We start from the raw sequence: 20471 nt of genomic DNA, 5'->3' as shown, positions 1-20471 counted from the left end.
GATCCGGAGAGGTCGCAGATATGAGACCTCCCCGGCCGACTCGCAGCGACCATCAGCAGGAGGACCCGAAAGCCCATGAAGACCGAGGACATCGCCCGGACGTGGTACGACTACTTCGCCGCCAAGGGGCATGAGCGCGTCCCCTCAGCATCACTGATCTCGCCAGATCCCTCGGTGCTGTTCACCATCGCCGGCATGGTGCCGTTCATCCCTTACTTCATGGGCACCGAGAAGCCCCCCTACTCCCGTGCGGTCTCTGTGCAGAAGTGCATCCGCACCGCCGACATCGAAGAGGTCGGCAAGACCGCCCGCCACGGCACCTTCTTCCAGATGTGTGGAAACTTCTCCTTCGGCGACTACTTCAAGGAGACCGCCATCCCGATGGCCTGGGAGCTGCTGACCCACCCACGGGAGGCCGACCCGGTCACGGGTCTGCGCGGCTACGGGCTGGACCCGGAGCGGCTCTGGATCACCGTGTATCAGGACGACGACGAGGCGTACGCGATCTGGCGCGATCAGGTCGGAGTTCCCGAGGCCCGGATCCAGCGCTTCGGCCCCGAGGACAACTACTGGAACACCGGCCAGCCCGGCCCGGGCGGTCCCTGCTCCGAGATCTACTACGACCGCGGTCCCGCCTACGGCGTTGAGGGCGGACCGGCCGCCGACGAGACCCGCTACGTGGAGATCTGGAACCTGGTCTTCATGCAGTACCGGCTCTCTGCGGTACATTCCAAGACCGAGTTCGAGGTGGCGGGTCCGCTGCAGAACAAGAGCATCGACACCGGTCTGGGCCTCGAGCGCCTCGCCATGGTGCTCCAGGGCGTGGAGAACATGTACGAGACCGATCAGGTCCGCCCGGTGCTCGACCGCGCCGCCGAGCTCGCCGGCATCGAGTACACCTCCACCGAGGATCCCGCCGACTCGCACCATGCCAATGATGTGCGGCTGCGGATGATCGCCGATCACGTGCGCAGCTCGTTGATGCTGATCTCCGACGGTGTCCGCCCCTCCAATGAGGGCGGCGGCTTCGTGCTGCGACGCCTGATCCGCCGGGTGATCCTCGCGATGCGACTCATGGGTGTGGAGGAGCCGGTGTTCGGCGAACTCGTCAGCGTGTCCAAGGACGCGATGAAGGGCACCTACCCAGAGGTCGAGTCCGGCTTCGAGAAGATCCACCAGGTCGCGGTCAAGGAGGAGCAGGCCTTCCTGCGGACCATCTCCGCCGGCACCGCCAAGCTGCGCTCAGCAGTGAGCTCGGCACAGAGCGCGGGGGCTGCGGTCACCGGCGCCGACGCGTTCGCGCTGCACGACACCTACGGCTTCCCGATCGACCTGACCCTGGAGATGGCCGCCGAGGCCGGGGTCGGGGTCGACGAGACCCGGTTCCGGGCCCTGATGACCGAGCAGCGCGAACGCGCCCGGGCCGACGCCAAGGGCAAGAAGTCCGGCCACGCCGACACCCAGGTGTATCAGGAGCTGCGCGCCGACTCCCCCACCCATTTCACCGGCTACACCGAACACACCACCGAATCTCGGATCCGCGGGCTGCTGGTGGGCGGAGAGACCCGCAGCAGCGCCTCGGCCGGGGAGGACATCGAGCTGGTCCTCGACGCCACCCCGTTCTACGCCGAGGCCGGTGGTCAGGCTCCGGACACCGGCCGGATCAGCGGCGACGGCTTCGAACTCGAGGTCCTCGACGTGCAGTCACCGATCAAGGGCCTCTCGGTCCATCGCGCCCGGGTCCTCTCCGGCGAGGTGCCCGCCGGCGCCGAGGCGCTGGGCGCCATCGATGTGCGCCGCCGACTCGACGCCGAGAAGGCCCACACCGGCACGCACCTGATCCACGCCGCGCTGCACGACGTGCTGGGCCCGGAAGCCGTGCAGGCCGGCTCCTTCAACAAGGAGGGCTACCTGCGCTTCGACTTCACCTCCGAGGCCGCGATGAGCAGCGCCGCCCGGCAGGAGCTCGAGGCCGCCGTGAACCTGGCGATCCGGGACAACTACGAGGTCCAGACCCGGGTGACCTCGCTGGAAGAGGCGCAGGCGCAGGGCGCGATGATGCTCTTCGGTGAGAAGTACGGCAACGAGGTCCGCATGGTCGAGATCAACGGGGCCTGGTCCCGCGAACTCTGCGGCGGCACCCACGTGGACGCCACCGCCGAGATCGGCACCCTGGCCCTGATGTCTGAGGCCTCAGTGGGGTCAGGAAACCGGCGCGTCGAGGCCCTGGTCGGCCTCGACGCCTTCCACCACTTCGCCGCTGAGCGGACCCTGGTCAACCAGCTCACCGAGATGCTCAAGGTCCCCGCCGATCAGGTCCCAGACCGCATCGCTGCGACCCTGGCCAAGCTCAAGGAGGTCGAGCGTGAGCTGGAGAAGATGCGCAGCGCCCAGCTGCGCGCCAAGGCCGGTGAGCTGCTCTCGCAGGCGGTGGACGCCGGTGGCGTCGAGGTCCTGGCACACAACGCCGGAACCGTGGCCGGCGCCGATGATCTCCGGGCCCTCGCACTGGACCTGCGCGGACGCTTCGGCTCCCGTGCGGCAGCGGTCGCGGTTGCCGGTGAGTCCAAGGGCCGACCGGTGATCGTGGTGGCGACCACCGAGACGGCCCGGGAACAGGGAGTCTCAGCGGGAGACCTGGTCAAGCGCGCCTGCGCGGTGCTCGGCGGCGGAGGCGGCGGCAAGGCCGACCTCGCCCAGGGCGGCGGGCAGGATGCCTCGAAGATCCCCGCAGCCCTGCAGGAAGTCACCTCCGCAGTGGGCCAGCGTGGCTGATCACCCCGAGGAGCCCACTGCGGGTACAGCGGCCACCTCCGCCACCGGCGACGCCCCGGGCCCGAGCGTGCGGGCGGGTGTGCGCCTGGGCATCGACGTGGGTGAGGCCCGCGTCGGACTCGCCGCCTCAGATCCCGACGCGCTGATCGCCACCCCGGTGATGACCCTGCGCCGAGACCCCAATCGGTCCTCTGATCTGACCATGCTGATCACCATCATCCGGGATCGGCAGGCCCGCGCGGTCTATGTGGGTCTGCCGCTGTCGCTCTCGGGCCGCGAGACCCCCTCGACGCAGAAGGCCCGTGACTACGCGGGGCAGCTTGCCGGGATGATCAAGACCGCTGAACTGCAGACCGAGGTCTACCTCATCGATGAGCGGCTCTCCACAGTCTCGGCCGCTAGCAAGATGCGCGCCTCCGGGGTCGCATCGAAGGATCAGCGGACTCGCATCGATCAGGCTGCGGCCGTGGAGATCCTCACCCACGCCCTGGACCTGCGGCAGTCCTGGGGCCGGGAACCGGGAGCGCCAGTCTCCGCGGCCTGAGCACGGGCCGCGGGCACGACGGGGCTCTGAAGGTGGAGCGCGCAAAACTGGCGGCATGACGGCTTTCTCCACAGCTTCGCGCCGCTCAGGGTCCTGGACCAGGCTCCTCCACAGACGTGACCGAGGTCCTGGCGATGCGGTGATGATCGGGCAGGCTGGACGTATGCCACCCCATACCGCGCCGGATCTACCTCCGGGCCTCTACCGCTCCGGCTCGGGCTTCTCCGCGGCAGAACTCCAGGTCATGGTCCACGAGGGCGCCGTGCGTCCGCTCTTGGGCGATCTCTACGCCTGCAGCGCCCTGCCCGACGCCCCCTCCCTGCGCGCCCAGGCCTGCCGGGTGCTGCTCAGTGGCTCGCTGCACGCCCACGCGGTGCTCTGCGGGCAGTCCGCCGCGTGGGTGCACCTGGGCGTCGGGTCAGCCCCGGCGCGGATCACCGTGATCACCGCCGGGGTGTACCGGCGCCGGACCGCAGGTGCGATCCCCTGGCAGGTCCATCAGGTGCCGCTGGGAGCACACGAGCAGCTCCAGCTGCAAGGAGTCCCGGTCACCACTGCGCTGCGCACCGCGGCGGACCTCTTCCTGGGCATCGGCACGGTGCAGAGCCGCCGTGCCCTGGATGCACCGCCCACCGCACTCAGCGCGGAGCCGGCGGGTCAACCGGGATCAGCCCAGCGCACGGACTCGGCATGGGTCGCTGGCGCGCCCGCCGGTCCCGGATGCGCAGAACGGTGGGCGCTGATCCGCGGACTGCGCCGCGCCAACCCGGAACAGATCCAGCTGGCCACCCTGCTCCGGGCGATCGAGACCCGGCGCGGAGGCCGAGACACCGCGCAGCGCCGAGGCCAGGAGCGGCTCGAGGCGCTGCTCCTGGCCCGGGTCTTCGGCCGGTGAACGCTCTAGGCGCGGGCGTCGGCGCCAGGCTCAATGTTCCCGGCGTTTGCCCACCGTGCGGTAGACGTCGTAGACGCCGTCGATCCGGCGCACAGAATTCAGCACGTGGTTCAGGTAGCGGGGGTCGCCCATCTCGAAGGAGAACCGGGAGATCGCCACCCGGTCCCGAGAGGTCTGCACGCTCGCGGAGAGGATGTTGACCTGGGATTCGGCGAGGACCCGCGTCACGTCCGAGAGCAGCGACTTGCGGTCCAGCGCTTCAACCTGGATCTCGACCAGGAACACCGAGGACTTCGTGGGGGCCCACTCGACCTCCACCAGACGCCCGGGCTGCTCGCGCAGCTGCTGGACGTTGCGACAGTCTCCGCGGTGTACCGAGACCCCCTGGCCGCGCGTGACGAATCCTTCGATCTCATCCGGCGGCACCGGGGTGCAGCAGCGGGCCAGCTTCACCAGCACGTTCCCGGCGCCCTTGACGATCACTCCGGCGTCGGAGTACTGGTTGGCCGGAGTGCCTGGGGAGGTGATCGGGGTGGTGTCGTGTTCCTCGGACTCCTCCTCGGGCTCGAAGAGCGCGGTGAGGTGGTCGATGACGTTCTGGGTGGAGACGTGCTCCTCCCCCACCCCGGCGTAGAGCCCGGCGACCTCGGTGTAGTGCAGCTGCTTGGCGACGGTGTCGAGCACCTCGGGATTCATCACCTTCTGCAGCGGCAGCGCGGACTTCCGGATGGCCTTGGTGAGACTCTCCTTGCCGCGCTCGATGGACTCCTCGCGGCGTTCCTTGGAGAACCAGTGCCGGATCTTGTTCCGGGCCCGCGGGCTCTTGACAAACATCAGCCAGTCGTTGCTGGGCCCGGCGGTCTCGGACTTGGAGGTGAAGATCTCCACCCAGTCCCCGTGCTGAAGCTCGGAGTTCAGCGGCACCAGCTTCCCGTTGACCCGAGCCCCGATGGTCTTGTGTCCGACGTCGGTATGGATCGCATAGGCGAAGTCCACCGGGGTGGAGCCCGCCGGCAGCGCCATGACCTCACCCTTGGGGGTGTAGACGAAGACTTCCTTGGCGTTGATCTCGAAGCGCAGCGAATCCAGGAACTCGTCGGGGTCCTTGGTCTCGGACTGCCAGTCCACCAGGGAGCGCAGCCAGCCGATGTCCTCGGTGGCCTGAGACTGCTGGGTCGCGGTCCCGGCCAGGGATCCGCCGGAGGGCTGGTTCACCGCAGAGTGCGGCGCGGAGGCGGAGAAGTCCTGCTTGTACTTCCAGTGCGCGGCCACACCGTACTCGGCGCGTCGGTGCATCTCATGGGTGCGGATCTGGATCTCGACGGGCTTGCCGGCCGGGCCGAGCACCGTGGTGTGCAGCGACTGGTACATGTTGTACTTCGGCATCGCGATGTAGTCCTTGAACCGCCCGGGCAGCGGGTTCCAGCGGGCATGCAGCGCGCCGAGGACCGCGTAGCAGTCCCGGATGGTGTCCACCAGCACCCGGACGCCCATCAGGTCGTGGATGTCGTCGAACTCTTTGCCGCGCACGATCATCTTCTGATAGATCGAGTAGTAGTGCTTGGGCCGCCCCGTGATGGTCGCGGAGATGGCCGACTCGTTGAGGTCATCGGCGATGGTCTCGCGCACCTCGGAGAGGAACTTCTCGCGCTGCGGAGTGCGGTCCCCGACCAGCCGGACGATCTCCTCGTAGACCTTGGGGTAGAGGGCAGCGAAGGAGAGGTCCTCGAGCTCCCATTTGATCGTGTTCATCCCCAGCCGGTGGGCCAGCGGGGAGAAGATCTCCAGGGTCTCCTTGGCCTTGCGGGCACTGGACTCGGCGGCCACATAGCGCCAGGTGCGCGCGTTGTGCAGCCGGTCGGCGAGCTTGATCATCAGCACCCGGATGTCCTTGGCCATGGCCAGGACCATCTTGCGCACGGTCTCGGCCTGCGCGGCGTCGCCGAACTTGAGCTTGTCCAGCTTGGTTACCCCGTCTACCAGCAGCGCGATCTCAGCGCCGAACTCCTCGGTGAGCTGTTCCAGCGAGTAGCTCGTGTCCTCGACCGTGTCGTGCAGCAGCGCGGCGGCGAGGGTGGATCCGGTCAGGCCCAGCTCAGCCAGGATGGTGGCCACTGCCACCGGGTGGGTGATGTAGGGATCCCCACTCTTGCGCTTCTGGTCCCGGTGGTGATGGTTCGCCACCTCGAAGGCGCGCTGCACCAGGGGAAAGTCCTGCTGCGAATCGTTGGCCCGCATGGCGCGCAGCAGCGGCTCGAGCAGCGGCGAGGAGGCTGCCTCATCACTGACCACCCCGACGGCGCGAGCCCGTCGGACCACGGGCGGTGAGGCTGCGCTCGCTGCGGCGAGCTGCGTGGTGCCCTCGACTGCTGGGCGTTCCTCGTTCACCAGTGCGGACCTGCTTTCCCTAGGACTGAGCCGGGATGCTGAAGACGGCGTGTCGGCAATTCTAGCCCCATTTCAGCAGCTGCTGAGACTCAGTGCTCGTGCGGGGTCTGAATGATGACCTGGTACTCGTCTTCGGCTTCCAGCTCCTCCTCCGGCTCCGGCTCTGGAAGCGGCGGGAACTTCACCGGTCGTCCGGATTCATCCAGCGCAGTTCCGGAGTAGGTGACCGCGTGCACCCCACGGAGCTCTCGCAGCCGAAGGACCTCTTGGGTGTGAGCCTTGATCTCCCCGTCGTTGCGGCGCATCCGCGCGTAGAGCGGGGCCTGGATGAAGATCGTGGCCAGTGTGCCCACGATGATGCCCACGAAGAGCGAGAGCGAGATGTCGCGCAGCGTGCCGGCGCCGAGCAGCAGAGAGCCGATGAACAGGATCGAGCCCACCGGCAGAATGCCCACCACCGAGGTGTTCAGCGAACGGACCAGGGTCTGGTTCACCGCCAGGTTGACCCGTTCGGTGAACGTCTGGTCCTTCTGGTCCTTCAGCGGCTCCAGGTTCTCGCGGATCTTGTCGAAGACCACCATGGTGTCGTAGAGCGCATAGGAGAGGATCGTGAGGAATCCGATGATCGCACTGGGGGTCACCTCGAATCCGGTGAGCGAGTAGATGCCGACCGTGGTGATCACCACGAAGCCCAGCCCGAGCATCGCCGCAAGGGACATGGTCCAGGTGCGGAAGTAGAACGCCATATACAGCGCCACGAGCACCACGAAGATCACCAGGCCGAGCAGCATCTGTTGCGAGATCTGCTCGCCCCAGACCGGGCCGATGAAGGTGGAGCTGACCTGTTCCCCGGTCACGCCGTAGCCCTGCTGGAGCGCGTCGGCGACCTCCAGGGTCTCGGTGTCGCTGAGCTCTGCGGTCTGCACGCGCACCGTGTTGGGCGCGACGTTGGTGACCACGGCCTCCTGGCCGGAGATCTCGGACACGGCGTCTTCACCGACCGCGATGTCGGTGTTCTCGGTCTGCGAGACCGTGAACTCCGAGCCGCCGGTGAACTCGATCCCGAGGTTGAAGCCGCCGCGGAAGAACGGCAGGGCGATCGAGGCGAGCACCAGGATCCCGGCGATCAGGAACCAGAGGTTGGATCGCTGGATGAACGGGTAAGACCGTTCACCGGTGTAGAGCTGGTTGCCGGTCTTGGCGAATCCTGCAGCCATCAGCGGTCCTCCTCGGTCTCACTAGTTCTCAGGCGCTGTTCCGAGGCCACTGCGTCATGCGGTGCGTGCTCGGAGCTGCGCTGACGGGCCGCTGCGGCCCGCGTGCGGCGCCGTTCGGCGATCGTCATCTGGCTCCATTCGAGATCTGAGATCTCGGGGAGCTCCTGTATCCGGGCCTCCCGCGCGTCGTCGGGAGTTACCGCCGAGCGTGGCAGCGCACTGCTCGGCGGCCGAGAGGCCCCGCCCGGATCTGCGGTGGAATCGCTCGGCGTCATCGGCCCCGCCGGTCCTTCGGCGACCACAGTCCTGCGCGCGAACCGGCCGCGGCCGCGGTAGAGCACATCGACGCCGAGCTCCTTCTCGGAGAGCCCGGAGAAGGGCTTGCCGGCGGCGAAGAACTTCCGTCGGGCGATCAGCTGCATCAACGGGTGGGTGAAGAGGAACACCAGGATGATGTCGATGATGGCGGTCAGGCCCAGGGTGAACGCGAATCCGCGCACATTGCCCACGGCGACGAGGTAGAGCACCACAGAGGCGATGATGTTCACGGCCTTGGACGCGAGGATGGTCCGTCGGGCACGGGCCCAGCCGGCTTCGACTGCCCCGGGCAGGGATCTGCCCTCGCGCAGCTCGTCCTTGACGCGTTCGAAGTAGACGATGAAGGAGTCCGCGGTGAGACCGATCGAGACGATCAGTCCGGCGATGCCGGCGAGGGACAGCCGGTAGCCGTCGCTCCAGCCCAGGAGGGCGATGGCCCACCAGGTCATCACACCGGCGACCACCAGCGAGGCGATGGTGACCAGGCCCAGGGAGCGGTATTGGAACATCGCGTAGCCGGCGACCAGGACCAGGCCGATGATGCCGGCGATCAGTCCGAGCCGCAGCTGCTCCTCGCCCAGGGTGGCGGAGATCTGCTGCTCGGACTCGATCTCGAAGCTGATCGGCAGCGAGCCATAGCGCAGCTGCTCGGAGAGCCCGCGGGCCTCATCTTCTGTGAAGTCACCGGTGATCTGTGGGCGCCCGTCCACGATCGCTGCCTGCGTGGTCGGTGCCGAGATGACCTGGCCGTCGAGCATGATGGCGAACTGGTTGCGCGGGGCCTCCAGGTTGACCAGGCGGGTGGTGGTGTCGCGGAACGCCTCGGTGCCCTCGGCGTCGAAGTTGATGGTCACCGCCCAGCGTCCGGTGGACTGCCCACTGGGAGACTGCTCCATGCCGAAGCTGGAGTCTGCGATGTTGGTACCGGGGACCTCCACGGGTCCCAGCAGGTACTTGACCCCAGAGTTGGGGTCACATGCGCTCAGCGGCTCCTCGTCGGAGGCCTCGGCGCGCTCTTCAAGGCTGATCTCGGTGCTGCAGGTGAAGTTCGCAAAGTCCGCGGCCACCTCAGGGGTGATCCAGTTCGGGTCTGAGCCGTTCTCCGGCTCTGCCGTGGGCTCCTCGAAGTCCTCGGGCTGGGCCGCCGGGGCCTCGTCTTCGTCCTCCTCGGTGGCCGCGAGCTCCTCCTCGAGAGCCTCGGCCTCCTCCTCGGAGAGGTCCTCGTCCTCGAGCAGCGTCTGCTGCAGGAAGTCCAGGTCCTGCTCCACCTGGATGACCGGGCGGAACTCCATGTTCGCCGAGGCCTGGATCAGTTCTCGGGTCTCTTCATCGGGCACGCCGGGCATGCCCACGACGACATTCTCCGCACCCTGGGTGGCGATCTCCGATTCGGTGACGCCGGAGCCGTCGACGCGCTGGCGGATGATCTCCACCGCCTGGTCCAGCTGCTCGGCGTCGATCTGTGCGTCACCCTCGACCTGGGGCGAGAGGACCATCTGGGTGCCGCCTTCGAGGTCCAGGGCGAGCAGCGGCGCCCACTGGGCGCGGCCGTCCTGGACGGCGAACGCGAGAAGTCCGCCCATGCCGAGGAGCAGCACGAGCAGACCGATCAGGGCGCCGCGGGCACTCGCGACGGGGGTGCGTGGAGCCATAGGAGGCGGATCAGTCCTCGGTGGTGGCGGCGGGTTCAACCACCTGCTGGATGGCGCCGATCAGGAAGTCCACGCGGTCCCCGGAGCTGAACTCCAGGGTCAGCCGCTGGGCCTCCTCATCACGGGACACCACGGTGCCGACCATGCCGCCTGCGGTGACCACCTGGGCGCCGACCACGGCGCCGCCGCGGGCCTTGGTCTGCTCATCGCGCATCTTCTTGCCGCGGCGGAAGGTCAGCACCATGAAGATCACCAGGATCGCGATCATGATCAGCAGGAACGGGTCCAGCGCGGGACCGGTCCCACCGCCCTCAGTGGCTAGAAGCTGGGCGTGGTAGAGCGAAGCGTTCACAGATCGGGCCAATCTCTCGTCGCGGGATGTTCGGGGCCAGCGGGCGGATCTTCACCCCGTAGAAGCTGGCCGGGCATTCAACCCGACAGACTATCAGGGTGACGCTCCGGCGGAGTCAGCCCCAGGTGCCGCCAGGCCTGGTCAGTGGCGACGCGCCCGCGCGGGGTCCGGGCGAGCAGCCCCTCTCGGACCAGGTACGGCTCGGCGACCGTCTCCACGGTCTCGGTCTCCTCCCCCACCAGCACGGCCAGCGTGGAGAGTCCGACCGGGCCGCCGTTGAACTTCAGGCACAGGGCCTCGAGCACCGAGCGGTCCAGCCGGTCCAGGCCGCGCTCGTCGACCTCGTACATCTCCAGTGCCTCGGAGGCGGTCGCCCGGTCCACCTGCGGCACCCGATGGACCAGCGCCCAGTCCCGGACCCGGCGCAGCAGCCGGTTGGCGATCCGCGGGGTGCCCCGGGAGCGCGCGGCGATCTCCGCGAAGCCCTGGCCGGCGACGTCCATGTCCAGCATCGCCGAGGAGCGGCGCAGCACCAGCTCCAGCTCGTCGGTGCTGTAGAACTCCAGCTGAGCGGTGAAGCCGAACCGATCGCGCAGCGGCCCGGGCAGCAGGCCCGCGCGGGTGGTCGCCCCCACCAGGGTGAAGGGCGGCAGCTCCAGGGGGATCGACGTCGCACCGGCACCCTTGCCCACGATCACATCGACCCGGAAGTCCTCCATCGCCATGTAGAGCAGCTCCTCCGCGGGCCGGGACATCCGGTGGATCTCATCGACGAAGAGCACCTCGCCCTCGGTCAGCGAGGACAGGATCGCCGCGAGGTCCCCGGCATGCTGGATCGCAGGCCCGGAGCTGATCCGCAGCGGGGCGTTCATCTCGGCGGCGATGATCATCGCCAGCGTGGTCTTGCCCAGCCCGGGAGGCCCGGAGAGCAGCACATGGTCCGAGGCGGTGCCACGGATCCGGGAGGACTCCAGCACCAGGGAGAGCTGACGGCGGACCGTCTGCTGCCCGACGAAGTCGCGCAGCGCCTTCGGTCGCAGCGCCGCCTCCATGGCACGCTCCTCGGTCATCGAGTTCCCGCCCACCAGCTCGCGGGGAGCCTCTGCGTTCACCTGGCACCTCCGAGGCTGCGCAGCGCCTGGCGCAGCACGGTGGAGACATCGGCGGTGATCAGCTCCGGCTGGGCGGCCAGCAGCTTCTCCACGGCGGTGCGGGCGTCCTTCTCGGTCCAGCCCAGAGAGACCAGGGCCTCGCGGACCTGCACGGCGACCTCGGGCTCAGCCGGGGCGGCGGCGGTCGGCGCCGGCGGATCGATCACCAGTTTGCCGGCGAGTTCCAGCAGGATCCGTTGCGCGGTCTTCTTCCCGATGCCCGGGACCCGGGTGAACGCGTCGGTGTCGGACTCGGCGATGGCCTGATGGACCTCGTGCGGCGTGTGCACCGCGAGCACGGCCAGCGCCATCTTGGGCCCGATCCCGGAGATCGAGACCAGGGTGGTGAAGATGACCCGTTCGGAGAGCTCGGAGAAGCCGAAGAGCAGCGGCGCATCGTCCTGGCGCGGCACGAAGCTGGTGTGCAGCCGCGCCTCGCTGCCGCGGTGCAGATCCGCCAGGGTCTTCGGGGTGGCGGAGACGTGCAGCCCGAAGCCGGAGACCTCGACCACCGCGTGGTCGATGCCGACGTGGAGCACGTCGCCACGGATGGAAGAGATCATTTCTCACCTCACCGTCGCCGCTGGCGACTGGTCACGGACCAGGGATGCCCCGGAGCCATTAGAACATGTATTCGAACACTCTAGCGCGCCCGCTTGGCGGCTTCCATCCAGGCGCGCTGCGCGGGGGTCAGCCCGGCCCCGGAGGCCGCTCGTTTCGATCCACCGGGTGTGGAGCCTGCCGCCTGCTGAGCCCGCTGCAGCCCGGTCGTGGCGCCCTGGTGGGTCTGGGTGGATCCCGACATGTTGAACCGCGCACCGATCCCGGAGCGCCAGCCATGGCAGATCGCCACCGCGTAGGCATCCGTGGCGTCCACCGGAGTCGGCAGGCCGGGGAGCTTCAGGATCCGCTGCACCATCCGGGCCACGGCCTGCTTATCGGCGTTGCCGTCGTCGGTGACCGCGGCCTTGACCTCCGAGGGGGTGTGCCAGGCCACCGGGATGCCCCGGGCGGCCGCGGCCGCGATGATCACCCCTGAGGCCTGGGCGGTGGCCACCACCGTAGGCGCATTGTTCTGCGCGAAGACCCGTTCGATGGCCAGCACGTCCGGGGCGAATCGATCCAGCAGCGCCTCAGCGGCGCGCTGAATGCTAAGGATCCTCTCGGCCAGGTCCTGCGCCGCCTTGGTCCCGGTGACCTCCACGTGCAGGGACTCCCCCGTGCGATTGAGGTTCATCTCCACCACGGCGAAGCCGCAGCGGGTCAGCCCGGGATCGACTCCCAAGATCCGCTGTGCGGTCCGCGAGGTCCCGGCGGTGCCGGAGACGACTCCCGCCGGGCTCACTGCGGCACCGAGCTCATCGTGTGCTGCGGCATCGGGGCTGCGCCTGCCTCAGTCCTCGGCCTCGAGGGCTGCCAGCGTCTCGGCGCTGAGGTCGGCGTTGGTGTGCACGTTCTGCACGTCGTCGAGGTCCTCCAGGGCGTCGTGCAGCTTGAAGAACTTCTTGGCGGCGTCCACGTCGAGGTCCACGGTGACATCGGAGACGAACTCCACCTCGTCGCTGTCCCAGCTCAGGCCGGCTTCCTCCAGACCCTTGAGCACCGCGTGCAGGTCCTGCGGCTCGGCGCGGATCTCGAAGCTGGCATCGTGTTCGATGAGGTCCTCGACCCCGGCCTCCAGCACGGCGGCCAGCACATCGTCCTCACTCAGCTCGGCCTTGGGCAGCTGCACCACGGCCTTGCGCTGGAACATATAGGCCACCGAGCCGGGGTCCGCGACGGTGCCGCCGGATCGGGTCACCGCGATGCGGACCTCCGAGGCGGCGCGGTTGCGGTTATCGGTGAGGCACTCCACCAGAAGCGCCGAGCCCTGCGGGCCGCGCACCTCATAGGTGATCTCCTCATACTCCACGCTGTCGCCCGAGAGTCCGGCGCCTCGCTTGATCGCGCGGTCGATGTTGTCGTTGGGCACGGAGTTCTTCTTCGCCTTGGAGACGGCGAGCTCAAGCCCGGGGTTGCCGGCGAGGTCGGGGCCCCCGTTGCGCGCGGCCACCTCGATCTGTTTGATGTAGCGCCCGTTGAGCTTGGCGCGCTTGGCATCCACAGCAGCCTTGCGGTGCTTGGTGTTGGCCCATTTGGAATGGCCGGCCATGGTTCTCCTCGTGAATGACGTCCGGATGATCACAATCAACAGTTGCATCAAGCAACGGTCCTATAGTGTTGCCACCAGCCTATCGGAGAGGACCTTGAGTCTCATGGAGCACACCGAGCGCCCAGGCGCCACAGCGCGCCCGACGACGCACCAGCCGCCCACCTGGAATCCCCTGCTCGCAGACGGCACCCTGGACTATGGGCTGGTTGACCTCTCCCGCATCGAAGATCAGCACTGGCTCCCCGCGCTGCACGCCGGGATCACCGCGCAGCGCGAAGCGGTAGAGGCGATCGCCGCCGATGACTCCCCCGCGAGCGTCGCCACCGTGCTGCACCCGCTGGGACTCTCCCACCGACTGCTCTCCCGGGTGGAGCGGGCGTTCTCCTGCATGTCCTCGGTGCACGCCACTCCCGAGCGGCAGCAGGTCCAGCAGGAGCTGGCCCAAGAACTGGCCGGGCACCGGGATTGGCTCACCCTGCACCCAGGGCTCTTCCGCCGGCTCGCTGCGTTGGAGACCGCGCTGGCGCAGGGTCAGGCCAGCGCCACCCCGGAGCAGCTGCGGATGCTGCAGAAGACGCTGGACGCAGCCCGCGCCGCCGGGGCAGGACTCGTGGAGGCCACCCAGCAGCAGCTGCGCGCGATCAACCTCGAGCTCACCGCCGCCGAGACCGCCTATGAGCAGCTTCAGCGGCAGGAGGCGGCCGCCCACGCGGTCCACTTCACCGAACTCTCGGAGCTGGCCGGACTCGGCGAGCAGGAGCTGGCCGCTGCGGAGGCGGCGGCCCGGGAAGCCGGTCACGTCAGCGGAGCGCTGCTGCCCCTGAATCTGCCCGTCCAGCAGGGCCCGCTGGAGCGGATGACCCTTCGCGACTCCCGGCGTCGGCTGCACCAGGCCTCCACGGCGCGCGGCACCCTGACCGATGACGAGGGCAGGACCACCAGTGCCATCGGAGCGCAGATCGCTCTGCTGCGCGCCCGGCGCGCACGGATGCTGGGCTTCGAGCATCACCTGGACAGCGTGCTGCCTTCGCGCACAGCCGAGGACCGCACCAGCATCGAGACGATGCTGCGCACCATCGCCGACGGCGCCTCGGCCCGGCTCGAGGCCGAGATCCAGACCCTGCGCGAGACCGGGGTCCTCGCGGGAAGCGCGTCGGACCCCGCGCACTCGAGCAGCACCGCAGAGCTCGACCCCTGGGACATCAGCTTCGGCTTCGCGACCGTGGCGAAGCAGCGGTCCTCTGATGCGGCCTCCGGCTCGGAGCAGTCGGCAGGAGCGGAGCAGTCGGCAGGAGCGGACCAGTCGGCAGGAGCGGACCAGTCGGCAGCAGCGGCCAAGGGGCAGGACGTGCCCCTTGAGGAGGCCCTGAGGCAGGTCTTCGCCGCGGCGTCCCGGCTCTACGGGATCACGGTGGTCGAACGTGATGACCTGCCCGGTTTCGCTCCCGGAGCTCGCAGCTTCGAGGTCTTCGAGGCCTCCGCAGAACAGCGGCCCGGTGCGGGCATCGGCCTGTTCCTGCTCGACCTCTTCGCCCGGCCGAGCAAGTCCGGCGGGGCGTGGATGAACTCCTTCTCGGTGGCCTCCACGTTGACCGGATCCTCACCGGTGGTGATCAACGCGTTGAACATCACCGCCCCGGCCCCCGGAGAAGAGCCGGCGTTGACGCCCTCGGCGATGCGCACGCTCTTCCACGAGTTCGGTCATGCCCTGCATGGCCTGCTGGCCGAGGCCGAGTTCGAGGAGCTCTCCGGCACTGCGGTGCCTCGGGACAACGTCGAGTTCCCGTCCCAGGTCAACGAGATCTTCCAGGAGCTGTTCACCGGTGGCCTCGCCGAAGCAGGGCAGGCGCCGGCGGCGGAGGACCTCTGGGGCAAGGGATTCAGCACCTTCGAACACATCGCCGCCGTCGTCCTGGACCTGGCCTGGCACACCCTCTCCGTCGAGGAGGCCGAGGCCGCCGCGGAGGATCCCGACGCGTTCTCCGCCGCCGCGCTCACCGCCTGGGGCCTGGATCACCCGTTGGTGCCGCCGCGGTATGGAACCGGCTTCTTCAAGCACATCTTCGCCGGATCCGGGTACGCCGCCGGGTACTACTCCTACCTGTGGGCCCAGGTGCTCGCCGCCGACGCCTCGCAGTGGTACCGGGAGCAGCTGGGTGCACTCGATGACTCCGAGCAGCAGGACCGTGCCCTGGCCGCGGCGGGCTCCCAGGTGCGCCGCGAGCTGCTGGCCCGCGGGAACACCCGGGATCCCCTGGAGTCCTACCGGATCAGCTTCGGCCGGGAGCCGCACATGGAACCCCTGCTGCGCCAGCTGGGGCTCTAGGCGGGAGATCGCCCCTCGGAGTCCTGGCTGCTGAGGAGTCATGGCGGCCTCGTGGCCGACGGGGTGACACTCCCCTGGCGGCGCCATCCAGGATGACGGCGCACACCTGGGAGCGCGCCGTGAACCGAGGAGGCGTCACGACCAGACGCCGCTGCCGCCTGCATCAATACCCGTCTCTTCGCACCCAGGCATCAGCGTCGGCCGTCGGCCTCCAGCAGACACGACGGTGGCTCTTTCCAGACCCGGTGCACCGTCATGGGCCTCCAGAGGCAGACCATGACTCGGACCGACGTCGCGCGCGGCCCGAGTCATGGCCTCTTCCTGGTACCCCATTCGCTCTCGAGGCTCGCGTTCAGGATGCCGCGGCAGTTGGCAGCGCGACGATCACCTTCCCCGAGAGACGTGGATTCGAGGCCGTGTCGAACAAGGTCGCGGGGTCCTCTGGATCCAGCTCATGGGTGATGACCTTCTCGATCTCTGGACGTGACTCCAGGAGCCGGATCGCTGCATCAATCTCATCGATGAAGCGGAACGCACCGACGAGTCGTATCTCGCCCGAGATGACGCGGGAGAGTCCCACGGGCCGTGAGTCCGGCGAGACCATGCCTACTTGGACGTGGACGCCCCCGGGCCGCAGAGCCCGGGAGACCGAGGCGTCGATGGCGGCCTCCACACCAGAGCACTCGAAGACCACGTCGAAGCTGTTCTCAGGAACGCTGCGCTTGGACACATCGAGGCAGACGGCTGCGCCTTGCTCCGCCGCACGTTCCAACGCCTCTGGCACCACATCTGTCACGGTGATGTGCGCAGCGCCCGCGGCATGAAGCGCCGCAACGGTCAGCAGACCGATCGGGCCGACTCCAGAGACGAGGATCCGCGCAGATTCCACCACGGCGCCCACCGAGCGGGCCTGCTCGATGGCGTGAAGCGCCACGGCGAGTGGCTCCGCGAGCACCGCGCGACGGATGGGGAGCTCAGTGGGAAGGGCACGAACCATGGCGCGGTCCACGGCGATGAACTCAGCCAAGGCTCCCTGAGTATGCGGCCAGGTGGAGGCGCTGCCGAGGTAGGATCCACCGGGCCGCAGGTGAGGGGCCTTCTCCAAGCCCTCCGTCGGTCTGCCCCACCGCGCCGGGTGGACCGTCACGGGCGTACCCACGGCGAGTCCGCCCGAGGGGTCGAAGGCGACTGCCCCCGACATCTCGTGTCCCGGGATCAGGGGCTCGCGGATTCGGAAGTCCCCGTTGGCTCCATCGCGGTAGTAATGCAGGTCAGAGCCACAGATCCCGACGTAGTCGACGCGGATCAGTACCTGCTGCTCGTGAAGCTCAGGCATCGGGACCGTCTCCCAGCGGCAGCTCCTCGGACCTTGGATCACCAGTGCGTGATTCGAACTGTGCGCGATGCCGGGGTAGTCATTCAATGTCGTCATGCGTCACACCACCGAAGTCATGCCACCGTCGACGAACAGGTTCTGTCCGGAGACGAAGCTGGAAGCCGGGGAGCTGAAGAACAGGAGGGCACCGGCGAGCTCATCCAAGGAACCCCAGCGTCCGGCCGGTGTGCGTTGACACACCCAGGTGTTGAAGTCCTCATCTGCCACCAGAGCCCGATTCATGTCGGTGGCGAAGTAGCCCGGGGAAATGGTGTTGACCTGGATTCCGTGGCGAGCCATGTCGGCGGCCATACCCTTGGTCAGCTGGGCTACGGCACCTTTTGTGGCCGAATACGGCGCAATCGTCTCCCGGGCCAACATGGATTGGACGGAACCGATGTTGATGATCTTTCCGGAACCGCGCTGAATCATTCCAGGGACCAGCGCCCGCGACACATAGAAGACGCTGCTGAGGTTGGACGAGACGATGTCATCCCAGTCTTGTGTGGCGAACTCCTGGAAGGGCCCCCTGCGCTGCAGCCCTGCGTTGTTCACCAGAATGTCCGGGGTGCCGCGTTCCTCGACGAGCCGGTCCAAGGAGGCACGAACCTGATCCGAATCCGTCACATCGAAGCTGACGCTGTGAGCCGGCCGGCCGGAGACGGACTCCACCTCCGCACGAGCATCTTCCAGTGCCGTGGCGTCGCGACCGTGGAGCGTGACCTCCGCGCCTGCTCCCGCCAGGGCCAAGGCCAGCTGTCGGCCAAGTCCTCGTGAGGAGCCTGTGACGAGCGCGCTCTGACCGGTGATGTCGAAGAGCCCCTGCGCTGCGCTCTCGGTGCTTCTGTGTGTCACTGCGTAGTTCCTTTCAGAGGAGCGAGGCTGCGAGGTAGACGACGACGACCATGACGAAGCCCAGCACCGACTGCAGTGCCTGCTGGACCGTCCAGGTCTTCAGCGTCTCCTTGACGTTCATCCCCATGAGCCGTCCGACCAGCCAGAACCCGGAGTCGTTGACGTGACCGGCGAATACCGATCCAGCGGCGGTTGCCAGCACGATCGAGGCCACCTGGAAGGAGTTGAAGTCTCCCGCCAGCACGGCCGGGGCTGCCAGACCGGCGGCTGTGACCAGCGCGACGGTGGCGGAGCCCTGGGCGAGCCGGATCGCGACGGCGATCAGGTACGCCGCGACGATGACGGGCAGCCCGAGATCGCTGAGTGAGTCCGCAAGGGCGTCGCCGATGCCGGAGGCGCGCAGCACACCGCCGAACATGCCACCGGCGCCGGTGATGAGGATGACCGAGCAGACCGGGCCCAGAGCCGAGTCGAGGAGCTTCTCCACGGCTGTGCCGGATTCACCGCGACGGTACCCCAGCACGATGGTCGCCACGATCACCGTGATCAGCAGCGCCATCATGGTGGTCCCGAGGAACGACAGCGCCTGAACCCAGGTGCTGTCCCCATCGAAGACTCCGACCGAGGTCAGGCTGTTCAGACCCGTGTTGAAGAGTATGAGCGTCATCGGCAGCAGAAGCAGGAAGACGATGGTCCTGACGCGGGGCGGGTTGCTCGGCTGGTCCTCGTCGACCTCACCGAAGATCGCCGGGACGGGAATCATCAGGCGCTGACCAACGAACATGCCCCAGAGGTATCCGGCGAGGTACCAGAGGGGGTAGGCGATCACCAGGCCGACGAGCAGAACGATGCCGAGGTTGGCCTCGTAGAGTTCGGACGCGGCCACTGGCCCTGGGTGCGGCGGCAGGAAGACATGCATGACCGAGAACGCTGCAGCGGTGGGCAATCCGAAGAGCAGCACGCTCTTGCCTGTCACTCGACGTGCGACGGCAAAGACGATCGGCAGCATCATGACCAGGCCGGCGTCGAAGAACATCGGGAAGCCCAGGATCAGAGACGCTATGCCAAGGGCGAAGGGAGCTCGACGTTCCCCGAACCTCGAGATCAGTGCTTCCGCGAGAGCTTTGGCTCCCCCGGAGTGTTCCACCAGGCGCCCCAGCATCGCGCCCAGTGCGACGAGGATCGCGACACTGGCCAGCGTGGCGCCGAATCCGTCAGTCAACGTCTCGGAAAGCGCTGACAGCGGAACACCGGCGACGACGGCGGTGAGGGTCGAGACCACGATCAAGGTGATGAACGCGTGGACCTTGAATCGAATGATCAATATCAGAATCAGCGCGACGGCGCCGACCGCGATGGACAACAAGGGGCCTGTGCCCAGAGTCTGAGTCCAATCTTCCATGGGTATCTCCGTTGCAGAGTAAGAATATTTCGCAGGTGCGAGGGATGTTGTGAGGCGGCGTCGGAGCCTTGTGATGACTGCGAAGAGCCGCCCACCTGTGTTTCCTGTCACATGGTGGCAGACAGGTAGTACTTTTGGCAAGAAAAGGTAGTACCTGTGTGTTTCTGGGCTCCGAGTGCCCGCGGTGTCGGTCTCTCAGGCAAGGGCCTCGTCGTCGGTGAGTTGGTCCTCCTCGACCGTCGCGTCGCGGAATCCCGAGATGACCAGCGCCAGGACTGGCGGCTGGACGAACCGGGCGATCACCATGGTCAGGCCAGTCCCCCACCGTTGGCCGATCCAGACCGAGAGCACCGTGCCGATGACCGTGCCGATGACCGAGCCGATGCCAGCGACGGTGAGCACCAGGCCGAGTCCGAGCGCTCCGAGTCCCAGATCGTTGAGGACCAGAACCGGCAGGACGGCGCCCATCATCGCTGAGCCGATGAACCAGGCGTGGCTGGACCAGGCCAAGGGTTCGAACCGAGGGTGCCGGTAGATCCAGCGCAGACCTTCACGCACCTTCCGGCGAAGCGGTTCCGGAGTGTGCGCGAGCGGCGTCTCGGCGGCGACATGCTTGAGTGTGAGCAGGACCGTCGCGGAGATGAAGTGGGTGATCGCGCCGAGCAGCAGCGCGAAGGGGGCCGTGACCAGGGCGACCAGGCCGCCTGCCACGGCGCTTCCCGTGGTCTGGGCCACGGTGTCGCTCTGCTGCAGCCGGGCGTTGGGCGCATGTGAGCAGAGGCCGCGAGCCGAGCTGCGGCAGGAAGGACTGGGAGGTCGCGTCGCTCATCAAGGCCAGGGTCCCGAAGCAAAAGATCAACACCATCACGGTTGCCACGTCGAGGAGTCCCAGCACGCCAACAGTCATAGCAGCAGCTAGGGCGCCCAGCGTGCCGCGTTGACCAGCCCTTGATCGAACGCGGTGCCGCTCAGAGACACCAGGACCAGAACCGAGAGGGCCACCGTGGTGATGTACGTGCCGAAGTCCGAGACGGTGGAGGCAAACCAGAACCGCATGAAGGCTGAGTTA

At 67.8% G+C, this 20471-nt stretch carries 17 protein-coding genes; 4 read left to right on the top strand and 13 right to left on the bottom strand.

All coding sequences use genetic code 11. The annotated features are described in order from the left end of the window. Positions 1-75: 75 nt before the first annotated feature. The 3 genes from alaS (at position 76) to EV640_RS09595 (ending at position 4214) form a co-directional block, all read left to right on the top strand. On the top strand, positions 76-2775 hold the full coding sequence (gene alaS / locus EV640_RS09605) for an alanine--tRNA ligase (protein WP_036475304.1): 2700 nt from the start codon (positions 76-78) through the stop codon (positions 2773-2775). Beyond that, positions 2768-3319, top strand: a complete 552-nt coding sequence (gene ruvX / locus EV640_RS09600; RefSeq protein WP_036475314.1) for a Holliday junction resolvase RuvX — start codon at positions 2768-2770, stop codon at positions 3317-3319. Before alaS ends, ruvX begins: the two co-directional genes overlap by 8 nt. 163 nt (positions 3320-3482) lie before the next feature. Next, positions 3483-4214, top strand: a complete 732-nt coding sequence (locus EV640_RS09595) for a hypothetical protein (RefSeq protein ID WP_036475319.1) — start codon at positions 3483-3485, stop codon at positions 4212-4214. Between the two features lie 30 nt (positions 4215-4244). Here EV640_RS09595 and EV640_RS09590 read toward each other — a convergent pair whose 3' ends face one another. The 8 genes from EV640_RS09590 to EV640_RS09555 all read right to left on the bottom strand — a co-directional run bounded on the left by EV640_RS09590 (position 4245) and on the right by EV640_RS09555 (position 13444). After that, the gene (locus EV640_RS09590) at positions 4245-6533 is read right to left on the bottom strand and encodes a RelA/SpoT family protein (protein ID WP_243832297.1); all 2289 of its coding nucleotides are present in this window, start codon (positions 6531-6533) and stop codon (positions 4245-4247) included. Positions 6534-6691: 158 nt separating this feature from the next. Next, positions 6692-7819, bottom strand: coding sequence for a protein translocase subunit SecF (gene secF / locus EV640_RS09585; protein WP_051501131.1), 1128 nt, complete (start codon positions 7817-7819; stop codon positions 6692-6694). Then, positions 7819-9789: a protein translocase subunit SecD gene (secD, locus tag EV640_RS09580; protein ID WP_133726349.1), complete on the bottom strand. Its 1971-nt coding sequence runs from the start codon at positions 9787-9789 to the stop codon at positions 7819-7821. Before secD ends, secF begins: the two co-directional genes overlap by 1 nt. Positions 9790-9799: 10 nt before the next feature. Continuing rightward, positions 9800-10141, bottom strand: a complete 342-nt coding sequence (locus EV640_RS09575) for a preprotein translocase subunit YajC (RefSeq protein WP_036475324.1) — start codon at positions 10139-10141, stop codon at positions 9800-9802. Between the two features lie 77 nt (positions 10142-10218). Then, positions 10219-11211 carry a Holliday junction branch migration DNA helicase RuvB gene (gene ruvB, locus EV640_RS09570; RefSeq protein WP_051501143.1) on the bottom strand — a complete coding sequence of 331 codons (993 nt, stop codon included), beginning with the start codon at positions 11209-11211 and terminating at the stop codon, positions 10219-10221. 38 nt (positions 11212-11249) lie between these two features. Then, positions 11250-11855 (bottom strand): Holliday junction branch migration protein RuvA, encoded by a 606-nt coding sequence (gene ruvA, locus EV640_RS09565; protein ID WP_036475330.1) that lies wholly within the window; start codon positions 11853-11855, stop codon positions 11250-11252. Positions 11856-11935: 80 nt separating this feature from the next. After that, positions 11936-12637 (bottom strand): crossover junction endodeoxyribonuclease RuvC, encoded by a 702-nt coding sequence (gene ruvC / locus EV640_RS09560; protein ID WP_133726348.1) that lies wholly within the window; start codon positions 12635-12637, stop codon positions 11936-11938. Between the two features lie 48 nt (positions 12638-12685). Then, a complete protein-coding gene (locus EV640_RS09555) occupies positions 12686-13444 on the bottom strand; it encodes a YebC/PmpR family DNA-binding transcriptional regulator (RefSeq protein WP_133726347.1) in 759 nt (252 codons plus the stop codon). A gap of 103 nt (positions 13445-13547) precedes the next feature. On the opposite strand from EV640_RS09555, the gene EV640_RS09550 reads away from it, so the two are divergent. Next, positions 13548-15770, top strand: a complete 2223-nt coding sequence (locus tag EV640_RS09550) for a M3 family metallopeptidase (protein ID WP_166645905.1) — start codon at positions 13548-13550, stop codon at positions 15768-15770. 352 nt (positions 15771-16122) lie between these two features. On the opposite strand, the gene EV640_RS09545 is transcribed toward EV640_RS09550, so the two are convergent. From EV640_RS09545 to EV640_RS13595, 5 genes are all read right to left on the bottom strand, one after another. After that, positions 16123-17202 (bottom strand): zinc-binding dehydrogenase, encoded by a 1080-nt coding sequence (locus EV640_RS09545; RefSeq protein ID WP_084479543.1) that lies wholly within the window; start codon positions 17200-17202, stop codon positions 16123-16125. 3 nt (positions 17203-17205) lie between these two features. Beyond that, positions 17206-18000, bottom strand: coding sequence for an SDR family oxidoreductase (locus tag EV640_RS09540; RefSeq protein ID WP_051501133.1), 795 nt, complete (start codon positions 17998-18000; stop codon positions 17206-17208). Positions 18001-18013: 13 nt separating this feature from the next. Further along, positions 18014-19402 (bottom strand): GntP family permease, encoded by a 1389-nt coding sequence (locus tag EV640_RS09535; protein WP_036475335.1) that lies wholly within the window; start codon positions 19400-19402, stop codon positions 18014-18016. 195 nt (positions 19403-19597) lie between these two features. After that, positions 19598-20137 carry an MFS transporter gene (locus tag EV640_RS09530; protein WP_166645904.1) on the bottom strand — a complete coding sequence of 180 codons (540 nt, stop codon included), beginning with the start codon at positions 20135-20137 and terminating at the stop codon, positions 19598-19600. Positions 20138-20317: 180 nt separating this feature from the next. Then, complete coding sequence (locus tag EV640_RS13595) at positions 20318-20458, bottom strand: hypothetical protein (protein WP_161634811.1); 141 nt, start codon at positions 20456-20458, stop codon at positions 20318-20320. Between the last annotated feature and the right edge of the window lie 13 nt (positions 20459-20471).

Source organism: Nesterenkonia aurantiaca (assembly GCF_004364585.1).
In the GTDB taxonomy this organism is placed as follows: domain Bacteria; phylum Actinomycetota; class Actinomycetes; order Actinomycetales; family Micrococcaceae; genus Nesterenkonia; species Nesterenkonia aurantiaca.
This window is presented reverse-complemented; position numbering and strand designations above follow the sequence as displayed.